Here is an 18,456-nt window from a genome sequence, read left to right as displayed (position 1 = left end):
AACTTACACCCTCTCTTAGAATTTACGCTTTCTTGCCGCTTCAGATTTCTTCTTACGTTTTACACTTGGCTTTTCATAAAACTCGCGCTTTCTTGCTTCAGCAAGTGTACCAGTTTTAGAAACCGATCTTTTAAAACGGCGAAGTGCATCCTCCAAAGACTCGTTTTTACGAACGACTGTTTTTGACATTCTCTTTCCCTCCCTCCGAAACATCACACTTACATACTAATTTCAGCATGCAAAAAGAAACCCTTCTTCAGCATGTCTTTTACGATTATAATACATTTTATCACTTCAGGTCAACTATTTGGCAGAATAAAAGAAGAATAGATGCCCTTCCCTGTTCAAAAGCTATGTAGATAGCTATTATTCTTTCCCTCTGAAGATAACTATATTTTTATCTTTACACCTTTTTTAATACAAGAAAATATTAAATAACTACTCATTCGATGTACCTGCTTTTTCAGCACTTAAATTCTCCACAAAAAAGGCATGCAAATCGTTTCCGTTTGCATGCCTTTTTATCCCGCTATTTACCAAGACAGTAAGGCAGTAAGACCCCCACCTCAAAATTCAACGAAAATAAAGAACTTAGGTGGGGGTCGGGCTGATAATCAGTGGGGGATGCCTCACTGATTAAAGTTTCAATTTATGCGCTTGCTGATTCTTTTTTTACATCATCTTCAAGAACACGAACAAATTGCGCTTCGTTATATGGATAACCGGCTTTCGTAATTTTCACTTTCACTAGTTTACCAATTAATTCTTCTGATCCTTCAAATACAATTTTCAAGTAGTTATCTGTATAACCTACATATAACCCTTCGCGGTCGCCCTCTTTAAATTGCTCTTCTGGAATGATTTCAAGTACTTCGCCTTCAAACTGTGACGCATACTCTTTTGCTAATTGATTAGATAGTTCAATTAAACGGTGAACACGATCGTTCTTCACATCTTCAGGAACTTGATCTTCCATACGCGCTGCAGGTGTTCCCGTACGTTTTGAGTAAGGGAATACGTGTAACTCAGAGAAGCGATTCTCTTTAATGAAATTGTATGTTTCCATGAATTCTTCTTCTGTTTCACCTGGGAAACCAACGATTACGTCCGATGTAATCGCAAGACCTGGTAACGCTTCTTTCAAACGATCTAAACGCTCTTGGAAAAATTCCATCGTATACTTACGACGCATACGTTTTAATACTGTATTAGATCCAGATTGCAACGGAATGTGTAAGTGACGTACAACTACTTCAGACTTATCTAACACTTCAATTACTTCATCTGAAATCTGACTCGCTTCAATAGAAGAAATACGAAGACGTTTTAATCCGCCTACTTCCGCTTCCATATCACGAAGTAATCCAGCTAAGTTATAGTCTTTAATATCTTCACCGTACCCACCTGTATGAATACCTGTTAATACGATTTCTTTATAACCTGCATCTACTAATTGCTGCGCTTGTTTAATAACTTCTTTCCCATCACGAGAGCGCATTAAACCACGCGCCCAAGGAATAATACAGAATGTACAGAAGTTATTACAACCTTCTTGTATTTTTAAAGATGCACGTGTACGATCCGTGAAATAAGGTACATCCAGTTCTTCGTATACACGTGTCTTCATAATGTTGCGGACGGCATTAATTGGCTGACGCTCTTTGCGGAATTCTTCGATGTATCCTAACATCTTTTCGCGATCCTGTGTACCAACTACAATATCTACACCTGGAATCGCCATAATTTCCGCTGGAGATGTTTGTGCATAACATCCAGTTACACAAATAACCGCATCCGGGTTTTGGCGAACAGCGCGTCTAATAACTTGACGGCTTTTCTTATCTCCCGTATTCGTTACTGTACACGTATTAATAACGTATACATCAGATTTCTTTTCATATTCAGTTCTTTCATATCCACCTTGTTTAAACAATTGCCAAATGGCTTCTGTTTCATAGTGGTTTACTTTACAACCTAACGTATGGAACGCAACAGTTGACATTGATCATCACCCCATCAATTCAAAATGATACGAAGCAGCACTTAACGCGTATAACGGCGCCGTTTCTGTTCTTAAAATTCTTGGTCCTAAACTACATGGTACAAATTTATGTTCACGAAGCGTTGTAATCTCTTCCTCGGCTAAACCGCCTTCTGGGCCAAATACAATCAATAGCTTTTGACCTGGTTTCATCGTCGTTAAAGCTTTCGCAAAGTTAGATTTCTCGCCTTGTTTTGCTTCCTCTTCGTAAGCAACAAGACAAACATCATACTCACCACTCATCGAAAGCAATTGTTTAAACGATGCCGGAGCATGTACTTCTGGAACTTCACTTCTATGTGATTGTTCCGCAGCTTCTTTCACAATTTTTCTTAAACGCTCAACTTTTTTATCAGCTTTTTTTGCATCCCATTTTACAATAGAGCGAGATGCTTGAAATGGTAAGAATGCAGCTGCCCCAAGCTCAGTTCCTTTTTGAAAAATTAACTCTAGCTTGTCTCCTTTCGGCAGTCCACTTGCAATCGTCACGAAAACAGGAAGTTCACTTGACGCCTCTACCCATTCTACAATAGCCGTATTAATAAATTCACTGGTAATTTCATCAATTGAACATACGGCTGTTTTTCCGTTTACACAGCAATAAATGTGATCACCAGCTGACATACGCATCACTCTTGCGATATGATGTACGTCATCACCTACAATGCGAATACTTGTCTCATTTACATACTTCTCTTCTACAAAATAACGTTGCATATAATCACCTTAGTAGAGTTTCGTTCCTTTCGTAAGTCAATACTTACGAAAAGAACGAAACGTTATCATTTTTCATATAACAAACGGCAAGTCCCTCACTTTATAGTGAGAGACTCCCCTTTTCATTATAGACTAAAATCTATATTACGCATTTCGTGCAATAATTGCTACCCAATCTTCCATTCGTAACACTTCTTCAATTGTAAATCCGGCTTTTTCTAGCGCTTCAGAAATTACTTTTTCCTTCGCAGCAATGATGCCCGATGTAATAAATAATCCGCCCGACTTCACAACTCTCGCTGCATCTTCAGGGAATAATAGAATAATTTCTGCTAATAAGTTAGCTACGATTAAATCAACAGGACCTTCAATGCCTTCTAAAAGACTATTTTGCCCAACAGACACGATATCATCTGTTTTATTTAAACGTACATTCATTTCTGCACTTTCCACTGCAACCGGATCTAAATCATACGCTTGAACAGAAGACGCACCTAATCTTGCTGCTGCAATACTAAGTACACCAGAACCTGTTCCTACATCAATGATCGTATCACCTGGCTGAACTGTTTTTTCTAAAGCACGAATACACATCGTTGTTGTCGGATGAGTTCCCGTTCCAAACGCCATACCTGGATCTAATTCAATAATTTTTTCTTCCGGAGAAGATGGTGTATATTCTTCCCACGTCGGCACAATTGTGAATGTATCAGAAATTTGTACTGGATGGTAATACTTTTTCCAAGCAGTAGCCCAATCTTCTTCATTGACTTCGTTAACGGTAATATTTCCAGTACCAATTTCGATGTCGTAAGATGGAAGCATATCAATAGATGATTTTACACCCGCAATCGTTTCCTGTAAAGAATCCGTTTGTGGGAAATATGCTTTTATTAATACACCTTCCGCCGGATATTCATCTGGGTTCAATGCATAAATTTCACCATATTGTTGCTCGCGCTCTTTCGTCAACTCCGCTGGATCCTCAATCGCAACTCCACTAGCACCAGCTTCATGTAAAATATGAGAGACAGCTTCTACTGCTTCTTCTGTTGTATGAATACTAACTTCTGACCATTTCACAATTTACCAACTCCATTTTTTATTTCCATTATTCCCCTTTGATAGCACGTTTAAGCTTTCCAAACAAACTATCATCCTGCTCTTCTTGTCCCGCAAATTCACGTAATAAATCTTTTTGATGTGAAGTTAATTTCGTCGGTACAACAACACGAACAACTACATATTGATCTCCTTGACCGTATCCACGTACGTTCGGAGCACCCTTTCCTTTTAAGCGGAATTCTGTTCCTGTTTGTGTTCCTGCTGGAATTTTCAGCTTCACTTTCCCATGAACAGTAGGAACTTCCACTTCAGCACCAAGTGCCATTTGCGCAAATGTTAATGGCATTTCGCAAATAATGTGATCTCCTTCACGCTCAAAGAATTCATGATTTCTCACATGAACAACTACATATAAATCCCCTGCTGGTCCGCCATTTACGCCCGCTTCACCTTTTCCGGATACACGAATTTGTTGACCATTATCGATACCTGCTGGAATTTTAACGTTGATTTTTTTACGTTTACGCACTTTACCAGAACCGTGACATGTCGTACATTTTTCTTTAATCATTTGACCAGTTCCTGAACAGTGACCACAAGCTTGACGGTTTACGATACGACCAAATGGTGTATTTTGTTCTACACTTACTTGCCCTGAACCTGAACAATGTTTACATGTTTCTTTTGAAGTTCCTGGTTTCGCTCCGCTACCTTTACAAGTATCACATGGATCTTCAACTGGAATCTCGACATTTAATTCTTTACCAAAAATAGCTTCTTCAAACTCTAAAGTAACTTGATATTGTAAGTCAGCACCTTGACGCGGAGCATTTGGATCACGACGTCTACCGCCACCACCGCCGCCAAAGAACGAACTAAAGATATCTTCGAAACCGAAGCCACCGCCGAAGTCTCCTCCGCCGCCAAAGCCACCGAAACCTTGATTTGCACCAGCATGACCAAATTGATCATATTGCGCGCGCTTTTGATCGTCGCTTAATACTTCATATGCTTCTTGTACTTCTTTAAACTTTTCAATTGCATTTTCTTCTTTACTTACGTCTGGATGGTATTTTTTAGCCAAACGACGATACGCTTTTTTTATTTCATCTTTTGAAGCACCCTGGCTAAGTCCAAGGACCTCATAATAATCTCGTTTACTCATAAATTTACAACCCCCGAATCTTTCACATAAACGTAATTTTAACACCGAAAGAAAGTGCTTTGCAACAAAGTTTCCTCACTTACAGTATGCAAAGTAAAAAACTTAAGAACCTCACACTTTTCTTCTCATTCATGAAAAAAGCCAAAGCCAAGGCACGCTTGACTTTGACTTTTTGTCATCTTACTTATTTATATTACTTATCTTCTTTTACTTCTTCAAACTCAGCGTCTACTACATTGTCTTTCTTCGCCCCAGCATCTTGTGCTCCTTGTGCACCTTCTGCTTGCCCTGCAGCTGCTTGAGCTTGTTCGTATAATTTAACACTTAATTGTTGTACGATTTCTTGTAAAGCGTCTTTTTTCGCACGGATGTCCTCAAGCTCGTTCTTCTCGATCGCAGCTTGTAGTGCTTCTTTCGCTTCTGTTGCTTTTGCAACTTCAGCTGCATCCACTTTACCTTCTAAATCTTTTACAACTTTATCCGTTTGGAATACAAGTTGGTCCGCTTCGTTACGAAGTTCAACTTCTTCCTTACGTTTTTGGTCAGCGTCAGCATTTGCTTCTGCTTCTTGTACCATACGATCTACTTCTTCATCAGAAAGACCTGAAGAAGATTGGATTGTAATAGCTTGCTCTTTACTTGTTCCTAAGTCTTTTGCACGTACGTTAACAATACCGTTCGCATCAATATCGAATGTTACTTCGATTTGTGGAATACCACGTGGTGCTGGCGGAAGGTCTGTTAATTGGAAACGACCTAATGTTTTGTTGTCAGCTGACATTGGACGCTCACCTTGTAATACGTGAATGTCTACTGCCGGTTGGTTATCAGCAGCTGTTGAGAATACTTGTGACTTACTTGTTGGAATTGTAGTGTTACGCTCGATTAATTTCGTGAACACACCACCCATAGTTTCAATACCTAAAGAAAGTGGAGTTACGTCTAATAATAGTACGCCTTCTACATCACCAGTAAGTACGCCACCTTGAACTGCAGCACCTAATGCTACAACTTCATCAGGGTTTACACCTTTATATGGTTCTTTACCAGTTTCACGTTTAATAGCTTCTTGTACAGCTGGGATACGAGTAGATCCACCAACAAGGATAACTTTATCTAATTCACTTGGAGCAAAACCAGCGTCTTTTAATGCACGACGAGTTGGCTCTAACGTTCTTTCAACAAGACCTGCTGAAAGCTCTTCGAATTTCGCTCTTGTTAACGTTAATTCTAAGTGTAATGGACCAGCAGCTCCAGCACTAATGAATGGTAATGAAATTTGTGTTTGTGTTACGCCAGAAAGATCTTTTTTCGCCTTTTCAGCTGCATCTTTCAAACGTTGAAGCGCCATTTTATCTTGGCTTAAATCAATGTTATTTTCTTTTTTGAACTCAGCTACTAAGTGGTCAATAACAACTTGGTCAAAGTCATCTCCACCAAGACGGTTGTCACCAGCAGTTGAAATAACTTCAAATGTTCCGTCTGCTAACTCAAGGATAGATACGTCAAATGTACCGCCACCTAAGTCATATACTAAGATTTTTTGCTCTTCATCTTGTTTTTCTAAACCGTAAGCAAGTGCTGCTGCTGTTGGTTCGTTAATGATACGCTCAACTTCTAAACCAGCGATACGACCAGCATCTTTTGTTGCTTGACGTTCTGCATCGTTGAAGTATGCAGGTACTGTAATAACAGCTTTCGTAACTGTTTCACCTAAGTATGCTTCAGCAGAAGCTTTTAGGTTTTGTAAAATGATTGCAGAAATTTCTTGAGGTGTATAATCTTTACCTTCAACTTCTACTTTGTAGTCTGTACCCATATGACGTTTAACAGACATGATTGTATTTGGGTTTGTAATTGCTTGACGCTTTGCAACTTCCCCAACTTGACGCTCTTCATTTTTGAAAGCTACAACAGATGGTGTTGTACGGTTTCCTTCTGGATTTGGGATAACCTTTGGTTCTCCACCTTCCATAACAGCTACACAAGAGTTTGTTGTACCTAAGTCAATACCGATAATTTTACTCATGGCGAATCCTCCTACTTTTATGTAAATTATTGATTTACTTTTACCATTGATGGGCGAATCACACGGTCTTTTAGTTTATAACCTTTTTGGAATTCTTCAACTACCGCGTTTGATTCAAATTCACTATCTTCCACTTGCATAATAGCTTGGTGTTCATTAGGATCGAACTGTTTACCAACAGATTCAACCACTTCAACGCCTTCTTTAGTCAACGCTTCTAACAATTGACGATGCACCATTTCCATACCTTGTAACAAGGATTTCGTTTGCTCATCAGTTGCTTCCACTTGCATCGCTCTTTCAAAATTATCAAGAGCTGGCAAAATGTCTGAAACTAGACTTTGTGCTCTATATTTTTCAGCAGCCTGTTTATCCATTTGGACACGACGCTTATAATTTTCAAAATCAGCTTGTAGACGTAATGTGCGACCTTCCGTTTCCGTTAGTTTCGCTTGTAACTCATCTACTTTTTCTTGTAAAAGAGCAGCCTCACTTTTTTCTTCTACAGTTTTTTCACTGTTTTCTGTCGTGACAGCTTCTTCAACTTGCGCTTCTTTTACTTCTTCTACCACTTGTTCGTTACGCTCTTCCACAATATTCACCTCCTTAAAAGGTATTAGGTATTATGCTAAGCACAATTACCTAAGCATTATATATTACACACAGCAATGAAAATTTCATTACTTGAGCGAATGTATTACTCTCATTTACTTTTTAAGTCCATCAGTAAATTGTCTCGTAAATAACTGTAACAAACTAATTACCCGAGAGTATTGCATTCTTGTCGGACCTAAAATAGCAATTGTTCCAAGTTGCTCTTCTCCAATCGAATATGTTGCAGAAATTAAACTACAATCTTCCATGGCTGTCGCAGAGTTTTCCCTACCTATTTTCACTTGAATACCTACTTGTTTATGACGCAAGATGTCATAAAACTCGGCTTCATTATCAATCATCGTCAGTAAGGATCTTACTTTGTGAATGTCATGGAACTCTGGTTGCGAAAGCATATTTGCTTTGCCTCCAAAGTATATCTTTTCCGATAAAGGAACTTGAAATGTACCATCTAACATTTTTATTGCACTATCGTAATTATGAACATACCCACGTAAAACTGTAACAATCTCTTTAAAGATTTTGTTATGGAGTTCCGACATTGGTACGCCCGACAGCTTTTCATTTAAAATATTAACCATTTTTTCTAAATCTGATAAATCAACAGATTCCGGAACGGTAATCGTTTTGCTTTGTACATGCCCTGTATCCGTTACAATAATAGCGACTGCAGTTTGACGATCAAGCGGTACAATTTGTACGTTTTTAAGTTTATTTGTGCTTAACTTCGGTCCAAGAACAATGGCCGTATAATTCGTAAGCTCTGATAAAATTTGAGCCGATTGCTGTGCAATCTTTTCCGCTTCAAAAATTCTTTCAGCAAATAAATCTTTAATTTGTACAATTTCATCGGTCGGTAAGTTTTGCGGCGCTAAAAGATGGTCTACATAAAAACGATATCCTTTTTCAGAAGGAACACGTCCTGAAGAACTATGCGTTTTTTCAATAAATCCTAGTTCCTCTAAATCAGCCATTTCATTTCGAATAGTAGCTGAACTAAACGTAATTTCATCTTTCTTAGCCAACGTCCTCGATCCAACAGGTTGCGCTGATCCAATAAAGTCATCAATAATTGTTTGTAAAATTAAGAGCTGACGTTCCGTAAGCATCTCATCATCACCTCTGTTAGCACTCTTTGTCTTCGAGTGCTAAATCTATTAATAACTTACCAAAATTGACATTCAATTGTCAACGGAAACGTCACGAAATAATGAAACTTTTTCACGTTAATGGAACATTTAATTAGTCAATCAAAAATGATTGGAATACTTCATTCCCTAATAATTTTCCTTTTCGCGTTAAACGAACATATCCATTGCTCTCTTCAAGCAACCCTTGTTCTTCGTTGCTTTGTAACTGCTTCGCGAAAACTTTATCCATTTCCATATTAAATTTCTTTTGAAACCCTATTTTAGATACACCTTTTGTTTTTCGAAGCCCTAAGAACAACTCTTCTTCCATTCTTTCTTTCTCCGTCACCGCGTGAACATCTAAATACGGAAATCCAGTTTCATCAATTTTATTGAAATATTGCTTGAGCGGCCCTACATTTTGGATACGTTCTCCATTTACATAACTATGCGCTCCAGCTCCAAACCCATAATACTCTTCATTATTCCAGTATGTGAGATTATGTCTACTTTCATTATCACCTTTTGAGAAATTGCTAATTTCATACTGAGTATAGCCATGTTTCTCCATTTCATCCATTACCATTTCGTACATTTTTGCTTCATGGTCTTCACCTGGAAGTCTTAGTTTCCCTTTATTCATTAAGTTATAAAACACAGTTTTCGGTTCCACAATTAATGAGTAGGCCGAGAAATGTTGTACACCGAGCGTAAAAGCAATATCTAACGTTTCTTTCACATCTTCTATCGTCTGCCCTGGCAGAGCATAAATAATATCCACATTTATATTTTTGAAGCCTACTTCCTGCGCTTCTCTAATTGCTACAAACGCATCTTCCCTCGTATGCTTGCGCCCAATTTTCTCAAGCAATTCATCTCGAAATGTTTGCACACCAAAACTAATGCGGTTCACTCCACCTTCTAGCAATACATGTAACTTCTCTTTCGGTAAATCACCTGGATTCGCTTCAAATGTTAATTCACAATTCGGAGCAAATGGACGTAAGCGACGGTTTATAATATCGAGTAACTTTTTTGTCTGCTCCATATTTAACGCTGTCGGAGTTCCTCCACCAACAAAAATCGTTTTCATACTATCAAATGGTACCTTTTGAACTGTATTTATTATTTCCTTCTCTAAATACTCTAAATATTGATCGACCGGTTGGCGTTCAATAAATACTTTATTAAAATCACAATAGTGACAAATATGCTGACAAAACGGAATATGAATATATGCAGCTTGCACCAAATATAACTCCTACCTTTCTAAAAAGAAAGCCTCCGCGCTCGGGAGGCTTCTTTACTTCTCTAACGTATTACGAATTTGCTCCATTCGCATTTTTCCCCAATCATACATCATTTCAACGATTGGTAAAAGCGACATGCCCAATTCCGTCATATAATACTCCACTCGCGGAGGAATTTCTGGGTATACTGTTCTGTCAACAATCCCATCTTCCATTAACTCTTTTAATTGATTTGACAAAACTTTATGAGAGATGCTTGGGAATAATCGTTGTAATTCACTAAAACGATGAGGCCCTTCCACACCAAGATGCCACAGTATCACAACTTTCCACTTCCCACTAATAATAGAAAGCGTCAATTCCTTTTCACAATTAAAATTACCATTTTGTATTTTCTCGTGAATATCTTTTCGAATATTTTCGGACATTAACAAACTCCTAACTCTATATGAACTAAAAAGCTCTCTCACTATTGTAAATGAGAGAAGCTACGTTGTCTAAAAAGTAATGATATAAAAAAGAAGCCGTATAGACGACTTCTTTTTTATATCAATTCGCATGAAATAACAATCAATTATTAATTGTCATCCATTTTCAGTACAGCCATGAATGCTTCTTGCGGTACTTCTACAGAACCAACAGACTTCATACGTTTTTTACCTTCTTTTTGCTTATCAAGAAGTTTACGCTTACGAGAAATGTCACCACCGTAACATTTTGCAAGTACGTTTTTACGCATCGCCTTAATTGTAGAACGTGCTACAACTTTGTTTCCGATAGTCGCCTGAATTGGCACTTCGAACTGTTGTCTCGGAATTAATTCTTTTAATTTCTCTACGATTACTTTACCACGGTCATACGCTGAATCACGGTGTACGATAAATGATAAAGCATCCACTTGTTCATTATTTAAAAGAATATCCATTTTCACAAGTTTAGATGGTTTATAACCAATTAACTCGTAATCAAATGATGCATACCCTTTTGTATTTGATTTCAATTGATCGAAGAAATCATATACGATTTCTGATAATGGGATTTCATACGTTAATGTAACACGTGTTTCATCTAAATATTGCATATCAATAAACGTTCCACGTTTACCTTGGCAAATTTCCATTACAGCTCCAACATAGTCATTCGGCACCATAATTGAAGCCTTCACAAACGGCTCTTCTACGCGATCGATAGACTGTGGATCTGGCATATTAGATGGATTATCAACAATTACATCTTCACCGTTTGTTAAATACACTTTATAAATAACGCTTGGCGCTGTTGTAATTAAGTCAATTTTAAATTCACGTTCAATACGCTCTTGAATGATTTCCATGTGAAGAAGTCCTAAGAATCCACAACGGAAACCAAATCCTAGTGCTTGAGATGTTTCTGGTTCAAACTCAAGTGCAGAATCGTTTAACTCTAATTTTTCTAACGCATCACGTAAGTCGTTGTAACGTGCAGAATCGATTGGATATAAACCACAGAATACCATTGGATTTAATTTACGATAACCTGCTAACGGCTCTGCAGCTGGACGTTTCGCATGTGTAATCGTATCACCAACGCGTGTGTCACCAACATTTTTAATCGATGCCGCTAAGAAACCTACATCACCTACAGTTAACTCATCACGTTGCGTAGTCTTCGGTGTAAATACACCTACTTCTGTTACTTCAAATTCTTTACCAGTTGCCATCATACGTACTTTATCGCCAACTTTTACCGTTCCATTTACAACACGGATATAAGCAATTACACCGCGGTACGGATCATATAAAGAGTCAAAGATCATACATTGTAACGGCTCTTCTGAATCACCTGTTGGTGCTGGTACTTTTTCAACGATTTGTTCTAAAATATCTTCAATACCAATACCAGCTTTCGCTGAAGCAAGTACCGCTTCTGATGCATCTAAACCGATTACATCTTCTACCTCTTGACGCACACGTTCTGGATCTGCACTTGGTAAGTCGATTTTATTAATAACCGGTAAAATTTCTAAATTGTTATCAAGCGCTAAGTATACGTTCGCTAACGTTTGCGCCTCAATACCTTGCGCTGCATCCACTACAAGAATTGCACCTTCACAAGCCGCTAAACTACGAGATACTTCGTACGTAAAGTCGACGTGTCCTGGTGTATCAATTAAGTGAAGAATATATTCTTCACCGTCTTTTGCTTTATACGTTAACTGTACTGCGTTTAATTTAATTGTAATACCACGCTCACGCTCTAAATCCATAGAGTCAAGCAATTGAGCTTTCATTTCACGTTGTGTTAACGCGTTTGTTTTCTCTAAAATACGGTCTGCTAACGTTGATTTTCCGTGGTCAATATGAGCAATGATAGAGAAATTACGAATTTTGGACTGTCTTTTTGCTCTTTCTTCTTTGTTCATCTATGTTCTCAACTCCTAATAGTCTCGCCAATATACACTAGCACTGATTATATCAATAGAGCAGCAAAGATTCAATGAAAACTCGTGCTGCTTACAATACAAATCATTCTATCTATATCTTATGCGAACAAACCATAAGAGACAAACCTTTTTCAAATTAAAAAACGGCTGTCGTACAAAATGGTAAGACAACCGTTCTTCTTGCTACCCTTAACTAAAAATCTCTTTCACTTTCCCAATAACTATATCCGTTCCAAACTTTGTTACTTCATAAGTAGCACTTGCTATTGCCATACCAATTCCTTCTACAACATTAAAACTCTTTAAGCTTTCTAATTGTTTTTGTTTTTCAGTAACGGAAAACGAACTTTCCAAAATTTCTGATTCTGCACCCGCACCCTCTGTTCCTGTCATATGAGCGATTTGTTCATACGACATTTGCTGATAACCTTTCATACTTTTCAAACCATGATTAGCAAGTGCCACCCCTGCTATTATCATGAGTAAACATATGGCCGCACTACATATACATAAAAGCGAAAAGCGGCTTACATGATTATCGTCTCTTCCCATCAATGCGTATATGCTCCTGTATTATCTTGGTCAATTTGATGATGCAAGGCTGCATTTAAACCACTCGCTATTACATTTGCCATATCCTCTATGAAAGCATCCACTTCTTTCGGAGTCACCATTAAATTATGACCAAGAGGAGATAACACTTCATAAATTAATTTTCTCTTCTCTTCATCTTCCAGTGTACCTACAGCACCTAAAAACATATTCCGACTCTTTTCATCCGGCATATCTTCTTCTGTTAACTTTTTCTTTTCTCCAAATGTAAAGCCAGCTGGTAACAAAGATCGGGAAGGTTTGTTTCCTTCCTTCATCTCCCGTCCAAAATGTTTCAAAATAAAATCAATTGTATCGCTTGTAATCGAAACGGCATCTACCACAGTCGGGACACCAATCGCAATAACAGGAATACCCAATGTTTCTTTACTAAGTTCCTTACGCTTATTCCCAACACCCGATCCAGGATGAATTCCCGTATCAGAAATTTGTATCGTGCTATTTACTCGTTCAATAGAACGAGCAGCTAATGCATCAATTGCAATGACAAAGTCTGGCTTTGTCTTCTCAATGATTCCATAAATAACATCGCTCGTTTCAATCCCTGTAATTCCCATTACCCCCGGCCGAATTGCGCTAACAGGTCTAAACCCCTCTTCTACACTTTCAGGCTGCAATTGAAACAAGTGTCTCGTTACCAATACATTTTCTACAACTATCGGTCCAAGCGCATCTGGCGTTACATTCCAATTCCCCAGACCAACAATTAAACAACTCGCTTCTTTCGTAACACCAACATCTTCTAAGAAATAAGAAAATTCTTTTGCAAAAATGCGCTCTACTTTTTGTTGCAGCTCTGTATCTTGTTGACGTATACCTTGTACTTCAAGTGTTAAATAATTTCCAGGTTTTTTACCCATTGATTCAGAGGCAACTTCATCAATCGTTACTTTCGTAATGGTAATACCTTCTTCTTCCCTCTCTTTTACAATAACTCCTTGTATCCCATTTTGCTCTTCTTGGCGCTCTTGCAACATTTGATGTGCCTCTACAGCAAGGTCAGTTCTAACACTATATTTACTTAAATCTAATGGTTCTTTCATCGTATCTCCTCCGTAATTCATAGTAAATATCGTTAGATTTCCCAAAGTTATATAAGGTCATTCTTTCCTTTACGTGAAATTTCATTGATATACTATTGCAATTCTCTTCACCGTTTGATAGAATATCACTTGTTCTATGTTAAGAATCGAGTCATTCGATTGCACCAGGGAGGTGAAAAGTATGGCAAACATCAAATCTGCTATCAAACGCGCTAAACTTAGCGAAGAGCGTCGTTCACATAACGCTTCTATCAAGTCTGACATGCGTTCTGCTGTTAAAACTGTAGAAGCTTTAGTTACTAATAACGATCTTGAAAATGCTAAAGAAGCTTTCAAAACTGCTTCTAAAAAACTTGACAAAGCAGCTCGTAAAGGTCTTATCCACCAAAACGCTGCAGCTCGTCAAAAATCTCGCTTAGCGAAACAAGTAAACGCGTAAGGCGTTTAAAAAACGATCCATTTGGATCGTTTTTTTATATACAAAAAAGTTCACGCGCTAAGCACGTGAACTTTTTTGTTTCATTACATATGATTTAACCGCATTAAGAAAAACTCAAGCACAAGTTTCTTATCCATTTTTCCAGTTTTCATACTATAATCAGCTTCCGCTAATTCTATAATCACTTTTTTTAATTCTTCAAAAGAGAAAAACTTCGTTTGATTCATCGCTAATTTTACACGATATGGATGCACACCAATATGAGACGCAATTTGATTTTGTGCATAACCACGCTGCTGTAACTCTTTCACTTGATGCAGCAAGCGGAATTGACTTACTAATAATGCAAGCAGTTTAATGGGTTCCTCTTGCTGCGTAAATAATCCATCCAATATTTGCATCGCACCCGCGATATCTTTTTTTACCACTTTTTCTGTCAAAGCAAACACATTTTGCTCAACTGATTTTGGCACAAGTTCCGCAACAAGTTTCGGGCTAATCTCTCCGCCCATACCGACGTATAATGTTAACTTGTCCATTTCCTTCGCCAACATCGTTACATTACTTCCCACAAGCTCTAACAACAAACTAACAGCTGCATTATCAATATGCACGTGCACTTCATCTGCACGAGCCACAATCCACTTCTGAACATCCTGCACTTGCATCGCATTCGCTTCTACTACGTCCGCTGTTTTCTTTAATAATTTTGTAATTTTTTTTCGTTCATCAAGTTTTTCATAAGGCGCAACAAAAACAAGAATAGAAAATGGAGACGGCTCCCCAATATATTCTTCCAAAATTTTTATATTTTGCTCTAACTTTTCTTTTTGTGAAGTTAAAAATAGTGGTGATTTTATTAATAGCACTTTACGTTCTCCGAAAAAAGGAAGTGTACGTGCATCCTCAACCACATCTTCTAAATATGCTTCTTCTAAATCGTATGTCACAACATTAAACTCGCGATCTTCCTCTTCAAGCGCTTCTGTTGTAATAAGCTTTATCGTTTCATTTATAAAAAACGCTTCCGTTCCATACACTAAATACAACGGAGCAAACTGCTTTTTTTTAATCTTTTTATGTACATCACTCATACTTTTTCCTACTCCCTAACTTGGCAATATATATTTATACTAATGCCCTAGCTTTCGTTTTACAAGTACAAAGGAACAGGCTGTATAACCCGTCCCTTTATTTATATTAAACGCCACGCAATAAGTCCCGGGTTTCTTATTGGTGTGCGGTAATCACCTTCCCTTTATTATTCACAATAAAAATTCGAGTATAAGTGCCAACTGTTAACATGCTTGGAAACAAAAAATTCACGTTCCTTCATGATCTAAAAGTAGTAAGAACGCTCAATTTCTCTTCACACTGGAAATTGTAGATTTTTTTCTGACAATATTTTATACTAAAGTGGAATGTTGGGGAGGGATTCTAAATGAATGATTTTGAACAAAACGTTCAAAGTAAACGCAATGACGCTATTGATTCAGGGGTAGGATTTATCGTCTCATTTGGTTTTTTCGCAACACTTTTCATCATTGCAACTGTTATTAAATTTATCGGTTCTTAAAGACTGCTGCTTACTGGCAGTCTTCTTTTTATCTATTATGTGTTTCATCATATGTGATTTTGCTACGAAAGGTTCCGTGTTCCCCTTTAAAAACATAGGAAATAGCGCCTTGCTTATCCGTACGCCATATTTCAATCCCCATCTTCTCAAAACGCTCTATAACTTCCTTATGAGGATGCCCATACCTATTACGCTCACCGACAGAAATAATCGCTACATCAGGCTTTACAGCGCTCAAAAACGGCGCTATAGATGACGTGTTACTCCCATGATGAGCAACCTTTAAAACATCGGCCCGTAAATCTGGATACGTAGCTACTAAAAACCGCTCTCCTTCTTCTTCTAAATCACCTGTAAACAGCCACGTTAACCCTCCTAATTTTGCCCATATTACAATTGAAGCGTTATTTTCACTTCTTGCTTTTTCTGTTAGAGCTAACACAAAAAATTCCGCTTCATTTACACTCCAACTCTCTCCTTCCCCCATTTCACTTATTTTCGCTCCCTTTTCTAACGCCTGTTTCTTTAACACTTTTTCTAATACCGCCTCTTGTTCTTTTCGCCCAAATACAACTTCTTTTACAGTTATATTTGATAATAACTCTTGCGCAGCACCTATATGATCCGCATCTCCATGCGTTACGATTAATTTATCGATTGTTTTAATACCTTCCTTTTGTAAATAAGGGATTAAAATATCATTTCCAACAGAAAATTCATGCTTTTTCCGTTGCCATTCTTCCTTATTTACACGAATTGTTCCACCAGTATCAATAAGATAAATCTCTTTGTCATACGGGAGGCGAATTAATATTGCGTCTCCCTGTCCAACATCAAGAAATGTCACACTCCCACTTTCTCGAAAATACGGATATACATACTGACATGTACAAACAAAAAGAAATATACCCGAAGCTATGAACGTAATTTTCTTCGACACTCGCCTTTCCCAGACCATCAATACACTAACAATACTTGCGCAATATAGAGCTACAAGAAGTAACGGTGTTTGCCCGAAAACAAAGCGAATAAACGGTAAATTTTCACAATAAATTAGAAAATCATTAGAAAGATTCAAACCTATTGATAGTACATTCGCAAGTCCTTTCGCAAGAAATGGGACGATCGGTATGCATACCAAAATAATAATACTACACGGCAATACAATGAGAGATAAAAACGGAACGTATAGGATATTAAGAAAAATACTATATGGGGAAAAATAACCGAAGTGATATAACAAAATCGGAGTACTAACGAGTTGTGAAATAAGAGAAATATAAATGGAATTTCGGATCACTCCATTACTACTTTCTAGTAAAAGCGGGGCTGATAAAAGCAAAGCAAAACTACCAACGAAAGAAAACTGAAAGCCAATATTAAAAACAAGATACGGATCAAATATAAGCATGCATATAGCCGTGATACTTAAAGCATCTAAGCTAGATAAACGAATAGAACATATGAAAGCAATCAACATGAAAACTCCTGTTATAGAAGCTCTTATAACAGACGGTGATGCTCCTGCTAAAATCATATATAGAGGAATACAAAAGATAAGACATACTGTCGCTACCTCTCTCGTCACACCACTTCTTAACAAAATAAAATACACAATCACCATTAACAATACGATATGTGATCCTGAAATCGCCAGCAAATGTACAAGACCAAATTGCTGATATTGCTCTTCAACTTCAAATGTCATTTGTTGTCTATCACCAAATACTAATGCATTCATAAACGCACCTGATTGCGCTGGAAACATTTCTGTAACTCCCGAGATCGCTTGTTGTCTCAAAAGAAGAATCCATTGTACGAGTGACAACGATGTTTTATGGCATTCAGAAATATATGTAACCTCCAATATGAAATGAATATTTTGTTTATACAAATAATCACGATAATTAAAACCATGAAAATTCCGAGCTATTGGTGGTTCTTTCCTCTCCCCTTCGAATACACATGATACCCCTGCATGTAATTGTCTCAGTTGTTTCTTTTCCGAGGCTGATTTAATTTTGTAACTTAACTGCACGATATTTTTATTCTGATCTTCAACTTGAAATGATAGGCGATCCCCGTTAATAATAGGTGTATTGTTTATCACCCCTCTTGTAACTTCGTAGGACTCTCCTAGAGGCTTGTTTTGCCCTTGAACATACGTAGTGTACATAGCGCCGCTAAAACACGCTATCATACAATAAAGGAAGGTTTTACGCGAAGTACGATATAAACAAAAGAAAACATACAAAACGAGACAACCAGTCAGTAATAAAACTGAAGTGGAAAAGGCAATTGCAATCCCTGTGATAAATGAGATTGCAATATAGCCCCATTGTCCATGCAACT

Annotated in this window: 17 protein-coding genes; 2 read left to right on the top strand and 15 right to left on the bottom strand. The window is 37.7% G+C overall.

Features of this window, described 5'->3' with window-relative positions:
• Positions 1–15: 15 nt before the first annotated feature.
• From rpsU to gpr, 13 genes are all read right to left on the bottom strand, one after another.
• Positions 16–189, bottom strand: a complete 174-nt coding sequence (rpsU, locus tag BAQ44_RS05150) for a 30S ribosomal protein S21 (protein WP_000048061.1) — start codon at positions 187–189, stop codon at positions 16–18.
• Between the two features lie 460 nt (positions 190–649).
• Positions 650–2,002, bottom strand: coding sequence for a tRNA (N(6)-L-threonylcarbamoyladenosine(37)-C(2))-methylthiotransferase MtaB (gene mtaB, locus BAQ44_RS05145; RefSeq protein ID WP_061677306.1), 1,353 nt, complete (start codon positions 2,000–2,002; stop codon positions 650–652).
• Positions 2,003–2,008: 6 nt separating this feature from the next.
• The gene (locus BAQ44_RS05140; protein WP_001190162.1) at positions 2,009–2,758 is read right to left on the bottom strand and encodes a 16S rRNA (uracil(1498)-N(3))-methyltransferase; all 750 of its coding nucleotides are present in this window, start codon (positions 2,756–2,758) and stop codon (positions 2,009–2,011) included.
• A gap of 144 nt (positions 2,759–2,902) precedes the next feature.
• Positions 2,903–3,841, bottom strand: coding sequence for a 50S ribosomal protein L11 methyltransferase (prmA, locus tag BAQ44_RS05135; protein WP_071721120.1), 939 nt, complete (start codon positions 3,839–3,841; stop codon positions 2,903–2,905).
• A 28-nt stretch (positions 3,842–3,869) separates the two neighbouring features.
• Positions 3,870–4,988, bottom strand: coding sequence for a molecular chaperone DnaJ (gene dnaJ / locus BAQ44_RS05130; protein WP_071721117.1), 1,119 nt, complete (start codon positions 4,986–4,988; stop codon positions 3,870–3,872).
• A gap of 193 nt (positions 4,989–5,181) precedes the next feature.
• Positions 5,182–7,017, bottom strand: a complete 1,836-nt coding sequence (gene dnaK, locus BAQ44_RS05125; RefSeq protein WP_063260788.1) for a chaperone protein DnaK — start codon at positions 7,015–7,017, stop codon at positions 5,182–5,184.
• Positions 7,018–7,043: 26 nt separating this feature from the next.
• Complete coding sequence (grpE, locus tag BAQ44_RS05120; RefSeq protein WP_061677297.1) at positions 7,044–7,610, bottom strand: nucleotide exchange factor GrpE; 567 nt, start codon at positions 7,608–7,610, stop codon at positions 7,044–7,046.
• 114 nt (positions 7,611–7,724) lie between these two features.
• Complete coding sequence (gene hrcA, locus BAQ44_RS05115) at positions 7,725–8,741, bottom strand: heat-inducible transcriptional repressor HrcA (RefSeq protein ID WP_063260787.1); 1,017 nt, start codon at positions 8,739–8,741, stop codon at positions 7,725–7,727.
• 133 nt (positions 8,742–8,874) lie between these two features.
• Positions 8,875–10,014 carry a radical SAM family heme chaperone HemW gene (hemW, locus tag BAQ44_RS05110; protein ID WP_063260786.1) on the bottom strand — a complete coding sequence of 380 codons (1,140 nt, stop codon included), beginning with the start codon at positions 10,012–10,014 and terminating at the stop codon, positions 8,875–8,877.
• Positions 10,015–10,065: 51 nt separating this feature from the next.
• Positions 10,066–10,440 (bottom strand): winged helix-turn-helix transcriptional regulator, encoded by a 375-nt coding sequence (locus BAQ44_RS05105; protein ID WP_001293536.1) that lies wholly within the window; start codon positions 10,438–10,440, stop codon positions 10,066–10,068.
• A gap of 149 nt (positions 10,441–10,589) precedes the next feature.
• A complete protein-coding gene (gene lepA, locus BAQ44_RS05100; RefSeq protein WP_063260785.1) occupies positions 10,590–12,413 on the bottom strand; it encodes an elongation factor 4 in 1,824 nt (607 codons plus the stop codon).
• A gap of 210 nt (positions 12,414–12,623) precedes the next feature.
• The gene (locus tag BAQ44_RS05095) at positions 12,624–12,986 is read right to left on the bottom strand and encodes a YqxA family protein (protein ID WP_063260784.1); all 363 of its coding nucleotides are present in this window, start codon (positions 12,984–12,986) and stop codon (positions 12,624–12,626) included.
• Positions 12,986–14,089 (bottom strand): GPR endopeptidase, encoded by a 1,104-nt coding sequence (gpr, locus tag BAQ44_RS05090; RefSeq protein ID WP_061677289.1) that lies wholly within the window; start codon positions 14,087–14,089, stop codon positions 12,986–12,988. The genes BAQ44_RS05095 and gpr overlap by 1 nt, the downstream gene beginning before the upstream one ends.
• A 181-nt stretch (positions 14,090–14,270) precedes the next feature.
• Between gpr and rpsT the strand changes: the two genes are divergently transcribed.
• Complete coding sequence (gene rpsT, locus BAQ44_RS05085; RefSeq protein WP_001274014.1) at positions 14,271–14,528, top strand: 30S ribosomal protein S20; 258 nt, start codon at positions 14,271–14,273, stop codon at positions 14,526–14,528.
• 83 nt (positions 14,529–14,611) lie between these two features.
• Here rpsT and holA read toward each other — a convergent pair whose 3' ends face one another.
• Positions 14,612–15,622 carry a DNA polymerase III subunit delta gene (gene holA, locus BAQ44_RS05080; protein ID WP_063260783.1) on the bottom strand — a complete coding sequence of 337 codons (1,011 nt, stop codon included), beginning with the start codon at positions 15,620–15,622 and terminating at the stop codon, positions 14,612–14,614.
• A gap of 347 nt (positions 15,623–15,969) precedes the next feature.
• Between holA and BAQ44_RS05075 the strand changes: the two genes are divergently transcribed.
• Positions 15,970–16,104 (top strand): YqzM family protein, encoded by a 135-nt coding sequence (locus BAQ44_RS05075; RefSeq protein ID WP_000997609.1) that lies wholly within the window; start codon positions 15,970–15,972, stop codon positions 16,102–16,104.
• 28 nt (positions 16,105–16,132) lie between these two features.
• On the opposite strand, the gene BAQ44_RS05070 is transcribed toward BAQ44_RS05075, so the two are convergent.
• Positions 16,133–18,454 carry a DNA internalization-related competence protein ComEC/Rec2 gene (locus BAQ44_RS05070; RefSeq protein ID WP_071721114.1) on the bottom strand — a complete coding sequence of 774 codons (2,322 nt, stop codon included), beginning with the start codon at positions 18,452–18,454 and terminating at the stop codon, positions 16,133–16,135.
• Between the last annotated feature and the right edge of the window lie 2 nt (positions 18,455–18,456).

The organism is Bacillus mobilis, assembly GCF_001884045.1.
Classification (GTDB): domain Bacteria; phylum Bacillota; class Bacilli; order Bacillales; family Bacillaceae_G; genus Bacillus_A; species Bacillus_A mobilis.
Note: the sequence above shows the minus strand (reverse complement) of the source record. Positions and strands in the feature narration are given on the sequence as shown.